An 11,952-nucleotide genomic window follows, 5' to 3' on the forward strand; every position below is an offset into this window, starting at 1 on the left:
TATTTTTAAGATGTTATGGTTTGTGTTAACATAAAGTAAAATAGAGGCGATTGTTTATGATTTCGAGCACTTTTCACTACATTTGCAACCATTTTTTAAAGATGTTATGAAAAACGCTATTCAAGTTGGATTTTGGGAAAAATTGGCCCGAATCATACTTAAAAACAGAATTACGATTCTGGTTATACTTTCTGCTTTAACTATTTTCTTTGGTTATCAGTGGAAAAATCTATCTATGACTTACACTGAAGCAAACCTGCTTCCTAAAGATCATATTGCCAATAAAGATTATCAAAAATTCTTAGACAAATTTGGTGAAGAAGGAAACCTAATTGTGATTGGTTTTCAGGATAAAAACTTTTTTACGCCTAAAAATTACGCCGCTTGGAATGAATTAATGACAGGCTTGAAAAAATCTAAAGAAGTTGATTTAGTCGTTTCTTTGAATGATTTGAAAAAACTGGAAAAAGATACGGTTAATGAAAAATTTGTTTTAACGCCTTTTATCGATCAAAGCAAAGTTTTGGACCCTGCGTATTTAAAAAGCGCTCAAGACGAATTGTTTAACAATCTGCCTTTTTACGAAGGCCTTTTATTCAACAAAAAAAGCGGAAGCGTACGCTCGGCGATTTACATGAATAAAGCTTTGGTAAACACCGCTGAAAGAAAAACTTTTATTCTGAAAACTCTGGTTCCGAAGATTGATAAATTCGAAAAAACAACTGGAATCGATTTGAAAGTTTCTGGAATGCCATACATCAGAACGATTAACGCCGACAACATGAAAGGCGAAATTGGACTTTTCATTGGTGCGTCTTTACTGACCGTTTCATTGATTTTCTTTTTCTTTTTCCGTTCGTTTAGAGCTACATTTATTTCTATCTGTATTTTAATTGTCGGTGTAACTTGGTCATTTGGAATGCTTGGATTATTGGGTTATAAAATCACCATTTTAACAGCTATTATTCCACCGCTGATTATCGTAATCGGAATTACAAACTGTATTTTCTTGATTAATAAATATCAGCAGGAAATTAAAATACACAACAATCAGGCAAAAGCATTACAGCGTGTAATTTCAAAAATTGGATCATCAACTTTGATGACCAATTTAACCGCAGCCATTGGTTTTGCAACGCTGATGATTACAGGAAACGAATTGCTGTTTGAATTCGGTTTGGTCACTTCTATCAACGTGCTTTCTGTATATACTCTGACGCTTTTTATTGTGCCAATTATTTACAGTTTTATGCCATTGCCGAAAGCAAAACATTTATACCATTTAGACAAAACGTATATTTCGACGCTTTTAAATTCTGTTGCTACAATTGTTAAAGGCAAAAAGACAATTGTCTATATTATTTATGCGGTACTTTTTATCGTGAGTTTGAATGGTGTAAGACAAATGAAAGTTTCGGGAAGTTTAATTGGTGAAATGCCAAAAACAGCTTCTTTCTTTAAAGATATTTTATTTTACGAAAAAGAATTTAATGGTGTAATGCCTCTTGAAATTATGATTGACACCAAAAAGAAAAAAGGTGTTATGAAAGCTTCGACGATTCGTAAAATGGATGAACTGCAAAATACAATTGCAGAAATTCCAGAATTGGCAAAACCGGTTTCTGTAGTGAATTTGGTGAAATATTCTAAACAGGCTTTCTACAATGGAAACCCAGAATATTACCAATTGCCGACTTCGCAAGAGCAGACTTTTATTTTGAGTTATGCTAAAAATGCGACTAAAAACAGCAAAGAAAATCTAATGAAAGCTTACGTCGATTCGACTGGACAATATGCCAGAATCACAACTTTCATGAAAGATATTGGAACGGATGAAATGGCAAAAGTAGAAGGGAAAATCCGCAAGAAAATTGATGAAATTTTTCCGAAAGATCGTTATGAAGTTACAATTACAGGAAAAGCATTGGTTTTCCAGAAAGGAACAACTTATTTGGCGCACAACTTAATTGAGTCGCTTCTTTTTGCCATTGCAACGATTGCAATTTTGATGCTTTATTTGTTTAGATCATTCAAAATGGTAGCGGCTTCTTTAATTACGAATATTTTACCGCTTTGCATTACTTCAGGATTAATGGGTTATTTCGGAATTCCATTAAAGCCTTCAACGATTTTGGTATTTAGTATTGCTTTCGGAATCTCGGTTGATAATGCGATTCAGTTTATGGCGAAATACAAACACGACTTGATTCAAAATAAAGGAAAAGTGAAGAAATCGGTTTTCAGTGCCTTGCGAGAAACTGGAGTAAGTACTTTCTATACTTCTGTGGTTTTAATTTTAGGTTTTGCGACTTTCACTTTATCAAGTTTCAGCGGAACTATTGCGCTTGGTGGATTAATTTCTTGTACTTTGGTTTTTGCAATGTTTGCGAATTTGGTTGTTTTGCCTTCTTTGGTTTTAACTTTCGAAAAAAAGAAAACTAAGAAAGAGGAATTGGAGAATTTGGATAAGTAACTATTTTTCTAATACAACTAAAACGAGAATGGAAATATTTAGATTGTTTATACCTCTGATTTTAATTGGTTTCGGAATAATCTTAAAATATTCAAATAACGAGGACTTAAAACCTTTAAAAAAATATTAGCTATTTATTATTATTGCAGGCGCATTCGTTTTTATTTTTAGATTATATGATTTTTTAAAATAAAAATTCCCACAAAGTCTGTCATTTCGAGGAACGAGAAATCTACGCAAGAAACTCGACAAAGTATTTCCAATCTTTGTAGAATATTGTCGCGGAGATTTCTCGTTCCTCGAAATGACAAAAAATACGAAACATTCGTAATTGTTGAAACGAATGCTTTAATATTAAGAATCGAAACATCGAAATGGCAAAGAAAAGAATCGCACTAATTGTATTACTTTTTTCATATACAAGTATTTGTTTTGCAGAAGGACAATATGGGTTAGCGCGATTTATGAACTTTATACAGCTTTTGTTTATTTGCTTTTGGATTCTTGCATTTACAATGTTTGGAGGAATAATTGTGAAGTTTATTTTACAGAAAAACAAGCTGTTTATAAAGAACCAGACGCTTAAGGCATTTTCTATCGCATTCTTAATAACAATTGCAGCAATGCTGATTTTTGGAGATGACTTTCTATTTTCTTTATGGAATAATACCTGATTTTTAAAATGTTTATCGAATTTTAAAAAGCTTATAAAGATTTGCCAAAACTCTCACCACTGGTGAGAGAAATTACTTGAACAAATAATTTGAAGAACAACAATCAACTTCAAAAAATTAATTATTATCGTTTATATTTGCAATTCGATATAAAAACACTGATTTGGTTTTAAGCTTAAGTCAGAAATCTAAAATCTTAAATAACAATGAAACACACAAAAGTTAGAGACTTATTAAACAGTACGACGACGTTACAGGAAGTAAATGCAAAAGGATGGGTGAGAACTTTTAGAAATAATCAGTTCATCGCGCTAAATGACGGTTCTACCATTAATAATATTCAATGTGTTGTTGATTTTGAAAATACGCCAGAAGAGACTTTAAAAAGAATCACGACTGGAGCTTCTGTTTCTGTAATTGGAACTTTAGTAGAAAGTAAAGGTGCGGGTCAGAAATATGAAATTCAGGTAAACAAACTTGAAATTCTTGGAGATTCTGATGCTGAAAAATTCCCAATGCAGCCTAAAAAACACTCTTTAGAATTTTTACGTGAAAACGCTCACTTACGTGTACGTACAAATGCTTTTGGTGCGATTATGCGTGTGCGTTCGGTATTGTCTTATGCAGTTCATAAATATTTTCAGGATAAAGGTTTTGTTTATGTAAATACGCCAATTATTACTGGAGCTGATGCTGAAGGTGCTGGAGAAATGTTCCAAGTTACTTCTTTACCGTTGGATAATTTGCCGAAAAACGAAGAAGGAAACATTGATTTTAAACAAGATTTCTTTGGAAAACATACGAACTTAACGGTTTCTGGACAATTAGAAGGTGAAACTTTTGCAATGGCTTTGGGTCAGATTTATACTTTTGGACCAACGTTTAGAGCAGAAAACTCAAACACTTCTCGTCACTTAGCAGAATTCTGGATGATTGAGCCAGAAGTTGCTTTCAACGACTTGGACGACAACATGGATTTGGCTGAAGATTTTATTCAGTACGTTATTAAATATGCTTTAGACAACTGTAAAGACGATTTGAAATTCTTAGAAGGAAGACTTTTGGAAGAAGAAAAATCGAAACCGCAGGCAGACAGAAGCGAAATGAGTTTGTTGGAGAAACTAAACTTTGTTTTAGAAAACAACTTCAAACGTGTTTCGTATACAGAAGCAATTGACATTTTGAGAGATTCAACTCCAAATAAAAAGAAGAAATTCAGTTACCTAATCAACGAATGGGGAGCAGATTTACAGTCGGAACACGAGCGTTATTTAGTAGAAAAACACTTTAAATGCCCAGTAATTTTATACGATTACCCAGCAAACATTAAAGCGTTTTACATGCGTTTGAATGATAACACAGAACCAGGAAGAGAAACGGTTCGTGCAATGGACATCCTTTTCCCTGGAATTGGAGAAATCGTTGGTGGTTCTGAAAGAGAAGAGCGTTACGATGTTCTGGTTCAGAAAATGGAAGCTCTTGGAATTGACAAAGAAGAATTATACTGGTATTTAGACACCAGAAGATTTGGTTCTGCAACACACGCAGGTTTCGGTTTAGGATTTGAGCGTTTGGTATTGTTTGTTACAGGAATGACAAACATTAGAGACGTAATTCCTTTCCCAAGAACTCCAGGTAGTGCGGAATTCTAAGAAATAAGTTTTGCCACGAAGGCACAAAGGCGCTAAGTTTTTGTTTGCTTTTGCTGGCGATATAGGTTGTCACAAAGACACAAAGTCACGAAGTTTTTATAAATTAAAATAATAATACCACGAAGACACAAAGAAAGTCATCTTGGATTTTTGTTAAAAAACTTTGAGCCTTTGTGCCTTCGTGGCAAACCCATAAAATATGCTCTCTGAAAGAACAGAAGAAATTGGAAAAATTATTGTAAACTCTGCATTTAAAGTTCATAAACAACTTGGCCCAGGATTATTAGAAAGAGTTTATGAAGTTTGTTTAGCACATGAAATTGCCAAAGCAGGTTTAGATGTAAAACGACAGGTTGAAATTCCGATTGTTTATGATGAAATTGAATTTAGCGAAGGCTTAAGACTAGATTTATTAGTTGAAGATTCAATAATTATAGAAATCAAAGCAGTCGAACAAATAAATCCAGTTTGGAGCGCACAAATCATAAGTCATTTGAAACTTTCAAATAAAGATTTAGGCTTTCTAATTAATTTCAATGTTCCTTTGATTAAGAGCGGCATTAAAAGATTCATTAATACAAACATATTGTATTAAAAAAGTAATAAAAGTTAGCGCCTTTTTAGGCAAAATATATAAAACAAAAAAAACTTTGTGCCTTTGCGCCTTAGTGGCTAAAAAAATAGCGCCTTACTTATGCTAAAGCAATTTTTAAATTTAAAATTATCTCAAAAATTATCTCCACAGCAAATTCAGCTGATGAAGTTAATTCAATTGCCTACGCAAGCTTTTGAACAGCGTTTATTGGAAGAAATGAACGAAAATCCGGCACTTGAAGCTGGAAAAGAAGACGATTACGAAGCTGATGAATATGCTAATGACGACTACGACGATTACGATGATAACGAATCGGACAGAATCGAAGCAGACGACATTAACATTGACGAATACTTAAGCGACGACGATACGCCTGATTACAAAACTCAGGTCAACAATTACAGCGATGATGAAGAACGCGAAACTCCTTTTGCGGCTCCGATAAGTTTTCATCAGGATTTGATTAATCAGTTGAATACTTTTATTTTGAATGATGAAGAGCGCGAAATCGCTGAGTTCTTAGTAGGAAGTATTGATGATATGGGATACATCCGGAGAAGCATTCCAGATATTGTAGACGACATGGCTTTCACTCAGGGAATCTATACTGATGAAGCAATGGTCGAAAAAATGATGACGGTAATTCACGAACTGGAACCTTCTGGTGTCGGTGCACGTGATTTACAAGAATGTTTGTTGCTTCAATTAAAACATAAAACACCAACTGAATATGTTGATTTAGCGATTGACATTATCGAAAATCAGTTTGATGCTTTTACGAAGAAACATTACGATAAGTTATTACAGAAATATAGCGTTTCTAACGAACAGCTTAAAAAAGCGATTCACGAAATTGAACGTTTGAATCCGAAACCAGGCGGTTCTTTTACTGGAAATAATAAAGTAACCGAGAATATAGTTCCCGATTTTGCCATCAGAATTGTAGACGGCGAATTGGAATTGACTTTAAACGGCCGTAACGCTCCTTCTCTGCACGTTTCTAAAGATTATCAAGAAATGATGCAGACCTATAAAGAATCTCGTGATAAATCGACTGCGCAGAAAGATGCGGTTCAGTTTATCAAACAAAAACTAGATTCTGCAAAATGGTTTATCGATGCGATCAGACAGCGCCAGGAAACGCTTTTTGTTACCATGAATGCGATTATGCATTATCAGGAAGAATATTTCTTAGACGGTGACGAAACCAAACTAAAACCAATGATCTTAAAAGATATTGCAGATATGGTTGGTTTGGATATTTCGACGATTTCGCGTGTAGCCAACAGCAAATATGTGGAAACGCCATACGGAACAAAACTAATTAAAGAATTCTTCTCTGAAGCGATGAAAAATGATCAGGGAGAAGATGTTTCGACTTTAGAAATCAAAAAGATCCTTCAGAATACTATTGAAGAAGAAGACAAGAGAAAACCGCTTCCAGACGATCAATTGGCCGAAATCTTAAAAGAAAAAGGATATCCGATTGCGAGAAGAACGATTGCTAAGTATCGCGAACAGCTTGATATACCGGTAGCGAGAATGAGAAAGAAGATTTAGTTTTTTTCTTTTTTTAACCATATAAGAAATATAAGCTTATTTAAAAAAACAAACTCCAGCAGATTTTAGAAAATCTGTTGGGGTTTGTTTTTATTTCATTGAAGCTAAAAATTCTGCTGGACTCATTACCGAAATTTCAGAATTTTGAAAATCTTTCTTATTTCGCGTTAAAATAACATCGCTTTTATGATGTAAGGCACTAAAATATTGTACTGCATCTTCAAAATCATTAAAATTTGAAATTAAGCTCTTGTCAATTACAATTTCATCTGTAGTAGAAACTTCACAGATAAAACGCAATTTTTTTAATGCTTCCAGCACTACTTTTTTTTCAATTTCTTTAGAAACAACATATACAGTATTTACAAATGACAAGGAAGAAGTCACTAATTTGAGCTGTTTGTTTTCTGCCAGAGATGCAATAATTGCAATCTCATTAAAATAAGGTTCGCGTTCTCCAATTAAATCAATTAGAACATTTGTATCCAGAAATAATATCATTATTTATGTTTTTCAGATAAATAATTTTCCCTGTCTTTTTTATAATCAAAATCATTGGCAATTTTCCCTTTTCCAACGGCAAGACTTTTTACAAAAGAACTAATTTCATTCTCTTCTCTTTTATCCATTTTTTCAAGCTGAATAATTGTTTTTAAATAATTCTCAATCAAAAGCGACAAACTGTGTTTATGCTCGGCAGCATAGATTTTTGCTTTTTCAATTACATCTTTATCTAACTTCAATGTCAATTTTGCGTCCATGATCATTTATTTTATACGTACAAATTTAAAAAATAAATCCGCACAAAATAAAACCCGACAGGTTTTAAAAATCTGTCGGGTTTTATAATATCAATTAATGTATATTTTTAACTATTTATACTCATCCGGCAAAATCTTTACATCAAATAAAAAAGATTTCTTTTTATCAGTATAATGGTAAATTAGAGTATAATCATTATCTCTAAAAACTTGAAGTCCAGGATTTTCTTTTGCGGTGCTTGTTAAGCTTTTCTTTAGTTCTTCTTGAATAACATTTACTTCAGCGGTTTCTTTTTCAACATTTAGCAGAGTCAAATTGTACTGAACAAATCTTTCTTCTGGAAGGCTTACACTGTCTAATCTCATTCCTTCCTGAATATTTAGCGGACAGCTTTTATTATATTTTGCAACCAATTCTACTACTTCAGTATTTACCTCATCTGCATTTTTGGCGAGATAAAACTGAAAATAAACCACAAAAGCCACTGCAATTCCGATCAGTACCAATAATAAAGCAGTCGACTTTCTCATATTTTGTATTTTTTTTATTTAGGGAAATTTAAATTTATTTTTCCTGACTTTTCTTCATCGCATTAAAATACGCTGCACGGCTAAGCGGTTCGTACTCTTCTGTTTCTCCCAGCATGACCAATTTATCATTTGCTGTTTTTCTAAAACTGTAATTGGCCAAATTTCCTGTTCGCGTACAAACGGCGTGAACTTTTGTTACATATTCGGCAGTTGCCATTAATCCAGGCATTGGCCCAAACGGATTTCCTTTAAAATCCATATCCAGTCCTGCAACAATTACACGAATTCCTTGATTGGCCAAATCGTTGCAAACGGTAATAATTTCATCATCAAAAAACTGTGCTTCATCAATTCCGATTACGTCGCATCCTTGAGCTAAAATCAATATGTTAGCTGCTGCAGGAACGGGCGTAGAACGAATTTCGTTGGCATCATGAGACACCACCATTTCGTCATGATAACGGGTATCAATAGCAGGTTTAAAGATTTCGACTCTTTGTTTGGCAAATTGGGCGCGCTTTAATCTTCGGATCAGCTCTTCGGTTTTACCCGAAAACATTGATCCACAAATAACTTCAATCCAACCAAATTGTTCTTTGTGATTTACTGTATTTTCGAGAAACATTTTGTATTTTTCTACCTTTAAAAATGAATAGTTTTTATTACTTTGTACTGGCAATAAATTGATGTAAAAATGTGCTGTTTTACATTTTTTCAAAAGTAGAAAATTTTTATCAAACCGTAGATTCGCGAAAGCGTATTAACAGAAATAAAAAAATATCTTTTGAATTTCCTTGATAATAGAGACATTCAGACATTAAATACACTAAAATACCTTATTCACTATAATTTCAACAGTTATGAAAAAAAAATTGGAAGCTGATTTAATTAGCATTGCACATCGAATTTTAAAATTAAAAAACAAATCCGATATCAATCAATTGTATCTTGAAACTCAGAAATTATACGAGAAATTAGCGGTATTAAAATTTGTAGAAGAGAATTTCGATGCTGCAAAACCAACAATCGGACAAAATGATATTACTTCTGAGTTGGAAACTATTTTCGATAAACAAGAAGAAATAATTCCAGCTATAATTGAAATTGAAACTCCAACTGCAGAAAAAGTAATTGCGCTTGAAGAATCTTACGAGCCTGAAATTTCAGAAGAAAAACCAGCAGAAGTTGTTGAAACTGTTGAACCAATAATTGCTGAAGTTGAAGAACCAGTAATCGAAGAAACTATTGAACCAATCGCTGCTGAAGTTGAAAAACCAGTTGTTGAAGAAATTGTTGAGCCAGTTGCTGAAAAAACAGAAGAAATTAAAAAACCGATTGACGATCTTTCATTCACAACTGTAAATGAACTGAAACCAATTCCAGATTTTAAGCCTGCTTTTGAATTGGAAACAGAACCAATCAAAGAAGAAGTTAAAGAGGATATTAAAATAGAGCCAAAGGCAGAAACTCCTTCGCAGCCAACTATTCAGTTTGAGGATTTTGGCATTAATTATGCCGATGCACAGTTTGTAAAAGTAGATAGTTTTGAAGCTGTTCCTCCAACTCCAGCTCCTTCTATAAGTGATTTTAAAGAGCCTAAAAAAGTGGAAACTGCGATTTTAGAAACTCCTGCACAACAAAAACCTGTAACCTTAAATGAAAAACTGGCAAGAGGTTTTCATATTGATTTGAATGACAGAATTGCTTTTACTAAAAATCTTTTCGGAAACAGTACAGAAGATTACAGTCGTGTTTTAAACCAGCTTTTAACTTTTGATTCGTTTAATGAAGCAAAGGAATTTATCGAAAATATGGTTAAACCAGATTACAACAACTGGGAAGGAAAAGACGACTATGCAGAACGTTTTCTGGGAATTATCGAGAAGAAATTTTCTTAAAAAAATAAAAACACAGATTGCACGAATTAACACAAATTTTTCTTTGTGCAATTTTTTAAAGTTTTAGAATTTGTGCTAATTAGTGCAATTCGTGTTATAATATAAAAATTTATGTCCAAATTATATATCGTTCCAACGCCAATTGGCAATCTTGAAGACATGACTTTTAGAGCCATTCGGGTTTTGAAAGAAGTCGATTTGATTTTGGCGGAAGATACACGCACAAGCGGAAAACTGTTGAAGCATTTTGAAATTGGCACGCACATGCACAGCCATCATATGCACAACGAACACAAAACAACAGAGAATTTAATTGCACGTTTGAAAGCTGGCGAAACTATCGCTTTAATTTCAGACGCCGGAACTCCTGCGATTTCAGATCCGGGATTTTTACTGACTCGTGCTTGTGTTGAAAATAATATTCCTGTCGAATGTCTTCCTGGAGCAACGGCTTTTGTTCCCGCTCTCGTAAACAGCGGACTCCCAAATGACCGCTTTATTTTTGAAGGTTTCCTTCCGGAGAAAAAAGGACGCCAAACTCGTTTTTTGGCTTTAGCTGAAGAAACTAGAACCATGATTCTGTATGTTTCTCCACATAAATTGGTTAAAACTCTAGCGGAGTTTGTTCAGTATTTCGGAGAAGATAGACAAGTTTGTGTTTCGCGTGAATTATCAAAACTCCACGAAGAAAACGTCCGCGGAACTGCAAAAGAAGTTTTAGCTCATTTTGAAAAAACTGCACCAAGAGGAGAAATCGTTGTGGTTGTTGCCGGAAAAACAATAGAAAAAGAAGCTAAGAAAAGTAAATATTCGAAAGACGAGGAAGAATAATATAGTATTGTGAATGACTAGAAAAAAGATACTTATTACAATAATAATTATTATTTCAAATTTATCATTTGTTTTAGCTTTATATAATGTCTTTTATTACAAAAAACAATCCTTTGATATTACAGAAAAAACAAAGTTAAATCCAAAAACAATAAGCAAAATCTCCAATGGCGACGGAAGTTGGAATTGGAATGGAAAAGAATATGATTTCTATAAAGAATATTATTTTTCCTTAACACAAAATGAAATTATTGATTTTTGTAAAATAGCAAATTCTTCAAATGCAAAATATATTGAAAATATAAGACCTGAACAATGGTTGGACATTTATATTTTAGAAGAAAATGGAAACAAAACAACCTTTACTTTAAAACAAAGTAATGATGATGAAATATATTTTGAAATTGATAACAAAATTTGATGGAAGAAAAGTAGAAAATTTCATCAAAAACTATATAAAGAAGAATTAAGAACAAAAAGAATACATACATGAGCATTCAAGCCTTTTTAGAAAAAGTAAAACAAACACCAACACAAATAACATTTCCTGAAACAATTGCAGTAATCGAAGAAAATTACAACTTTACTCCAACTGCTTTTCAAAACGGAACACAACATAACGCAGCAGGCGAAAATTCTGGTTCTTGCAAATTGTTTTCTTTTGCGAAATTGCAGAATTTAAACAAAGAAGAAACATTAGCTTGCTTTGGAGCTTTTTATTTTGAAGAAGTGTTAGGCGATCCAAACGGAACCAATCACCAAAACATTAGAAATTTCATCAACTTAGGCTGGGACGGAATTCAGTTTGAAGGAAATGCACTTGAAGCAAAGTAATTTTAGATTTTAGAGTGTAGATTTTAGATTCTTAAATACTACATCTTCAACTCTTAAAACTTTGACATAGTTGAAACCTAATATTCTGTCACTCCCGATAGCTATCGGGATAAAAGGATTTGAATGATTATTTAAAAAATGAA

The 11,952-nt window shown here is 33.1% G+C and carries 12 protein-coding genes; 8 read left to right on the plus strand and 4 right to left on the minus strand.

All coding sequences use genetic code 11. The features are described 5' to 3' along the window. Nucleotides 1-106: 106 nt before the first annotated feature. The 4 genes from Q9Q97_RS00450 to rpoN all read left to right on the plus strand — a co-directional run bounded on the left by Q9Q97_RS00450 (nucleotide 107) and on the right by rpoN (nucleotide 6,954). Nucleotides 107-2,473: an RND family transporter gene (locus tag Q9Q97_RS00450; protein ID WP_306153328.1), complete on the plus strand. Its 2,367-nt coding sequence runs from the start codon at nucleotides 107-109 to the stop codon at nucleotides 2,471-2,473. Nucleotides 2,474-3,353: 880 nt separating this feature from the next. Beyond that, nucleotides 3,354-4,799, plus strand: coding sequence for an asparagine--tRNA ligase (gene asnS / locus Q9Q97_RS00455; protein ID WP_306153330.1), 1,446 nt, complete (start codon nucleotides 3,354-3,356; stop codon nucleotides 4,797-4,799). A gap of 199 nt (nucleotides 4,800-4,998) precedes the next feature. After that, entirely contained in the window at nucleotides 4,999-5,394 is a 396-nt protein-coding gene (locus tag Q9Q97_RS00460; protein WP_306153331.1) for a GxxExxY protein, read from the plus strand. 99 nt (nucleotides 5,395-5,493) lie between these two features. After that, a complete protein-coding gene (gene rpoN / locus Q9Q97_RS00465; protein WP_306153333.1) occupies nucleotides 5,494-6,954 on the plus strand; it encodes an RNA polymerase factor sigma-54 in 1,461 nt (486 codons plus the stop codon). Between the two features lie 90 nt (nucleotides 6,955-7,044). On the opposite strand, the gene Q9Q97_RS00470 is transcribed toward rpoN, so the two are convergent. The 4 genes from Q9Q97_RS00470 to Q9Q97_RS00485 all read right to left on the minus strand — a co-directional run bounded on the left by Q9Q97_RS00470 (nucleotide 7,045) and on the right by Q9Q97_RS00485 (nucleotide 8,871). Continuing rightward, the gene (locus Q9Q97_RS00470) at nucleotides 7,045-7,455 is read right to left on the minus strand and encodes a PIN domain-containing protein (protein WP_306153336.1); all 411 of its coding nucleotides are present in this window, start codon (nucleotides 7,453-7,455) and stop codon (nucleotides 7,045-7,047) included. Further along, nucleotides 7,455-7,715, minus strand: a complete 261-nt coding sequence (locus Q9Q97_RS00475; protein ID WP_306153338.1) for a DUF6364 family protein — start codon at nucleotides 7,713-7,715, stop codon at nucleotides 7,455-7,457. The genes Q9Q97_RS00470 and Q9Q97_RS00475 overlap by 1 nt, the downstream gene beginning before the upstream one ends. 111 nt (nucleotides 7,716-7,826) lie before the next feature. Continuing rightward, complete coding sequence (locus Q9Q97_RS00480) at nucleotides 7,827-8,246, minus strand: hypothetical protein (protein WP_306153340.1); 420 nt, start codon at nucleotides 8,244-8,246, stop codon at nucleotides 7,827-7,829. 34 nt (nucleotides 8,247-8,280) lie between these two features. Next, nucleotides 8,281-8,871 (minus strand): thymidine kinase, encoded by a 591-nt coding sequence (locus tag Q9Q97_RS00485; protein WP_144219804.1) that lies wholly within the window; start codon nucleotides 8,869-8,871, stop codon nucleotides 8,281-8,283. A gap of 235 nt (nucleotides 8,872-9,106) precedes the next feature. Between Q9Q97_RS00485 and Q9Q97_RS00490 the strand changes: the two genes are divergently transcribed. The 4 genes from Q9Q97_RS00490 to Q9Q97_RS00505 all read left to right on the plus strand — a co-directional run bounded on the left by Q9Q97_RS00490 (nucleotide 9,107) and on the right by Q9Q97_RS00505 (nucleotide 11,809). Next, a complete protein-coding gene (locus tag Q9Q97_RS00490) occupies nucleotides 9,107-10,144 on the plus strand; it encodes a hypothetical protein (protein WP_306153342.1) in 1,038 nt (345 codons plus the stop codon). 111 nt (nucleotides 10,145-10,255) lie between these two features. After that, entirely contained in the window at nucleotides 10,256-10,975 is a 720-nt protein-coding gene (gene rsmI / locus Q9Q97_RS00495) for a 16S rRNA (cytidine(1402)-2'-O)-methyltransferase (RefSeq protein WP_306153344.1), read from the plus strand. Between the two features lie 13 nt (nucleotides 10,976-10,988). Then, the gene (locus Q9Q97_RS00500) at nucleotides 10,989-11,396 is read left to right on the plus strand and encodes a hypothetical protein (RefSeq protein WP_306153345.1); all 408 of its coding nucleotides are present in this window, start codon (nucleotides 10,989-10,991) and stop codon (nucleotides 11,394-11,396) included. 68 nt (nucleotides 11,397-11,464) lie between these two features. Next, entirely contained in the window at nucleotides 11,465-11,809 is a 345-nt protein-coding gene (locus Q9Q97_RS00505) for a HopJ type III effector protein (RefSeq protein ID WP_113676677.1), read from the plus strand. Nucleotides 11,810-11,952 lie beyond the last annotated feature (143 nt).

Source organism: Flavobacterium sp. DG2-3 (assembly GCF_030730925.1).
Lineage (GTDB): Bacteria > Bacteroidota > Bacteroidia > Flavobacteriales > Flavobacteriaceae > Flavobacterium.

What these genes read in the sequence shown, in the direction of transcription:
- Q9Q97_RS00450 (WP_306153328.1), top strand. Translation starts at nt 107, where the DNA reads ATGAAAAACGCTATTCAAGTTGGATTTTGGGAAAAATTGGCCCGAATC.
- asnS (WP_306153330.1), top strand. Translation starts at nt 3,354, where the DNA reads ATGAAACACACAAAAGTTAGAGACTTATTAAACAGTACGACGACGTTA.
- Q9Q97_RS00460 (WP_306153331.1), top strand. Translation starts at nt 4,999, where the DNA reads ATGCTCTCTGAAAGAACAGAAGAAATTGGAAAAATTATTGTAAACTCT.
- rpoN (WP_306153333.1), top strand. Translation starts at nt 5,494, where the DNA reads ATGCTAAAGCAATTTTTAAATTTAAAATTATCTCAAAAATTATCTCCA.
- Q9Q97_RS00470 (WP_306153336.1), bottom strand. Translation starts at nt 7,455, where the DNA reads ATGATATTATTTCTGGATACAAATGTTCTAATTGATTTAATTGGAGAA.
- Q9Q97_RS00475 (WP_306153338.1), bottom strand. Translation starts at nt 7,715, where the DNA reads ATGGACGCAAAATTGACATTGAAGTTAGATAAAGATGTAATTGAAAAA.
- Q9Q97_RS00480 (WP_306153340.1), bottom strand. Translation starts at nt 8,246, where the DNA reads ATGAGAAAGTCGACTGCTTTATTATTGGTACTGATCGGAATTGCAGTG.
- Q9Q97_RS00485 (WP_144219804.1), bottom strand. Translation starts at nt 8,871, where the DNA reads ATGTTTCTCGAAAATACAGTAAATCACAAAGAACAATTTGGTTGGATT.
- Q9Q97_RS00490 (WP_306153342.1), top strand. Translation starts at nt 9,107, where the DNA reads ATGAAAAAAAAATTGGAAGCTGATTTAATTAGCATTGCACATCGAATT.
- rsmI (WP_306153344.1), top strand. Translation starts at nt 10,256, where the DNA reads ATGTCCAAATTATATATCGTTCCAACGCCAATTGGCAATCTTGAAGAC.
- Q9Q97_RS00500 (WP_306153345.1), top strand. Translation starts at nt 10,989, where the DNA reads ATGACTAGAAAAAAGATACTTATTACAATAATAATTATTATTTCAAAT.
- Q9Q97_RS00505 (WP_113676677.1), top strand. Translation starts at nt 11,465, where the DNA reads ATGAGCATTCAAGCCTTTTTAGAAAAAGTAAAACAAACACCAACACAA.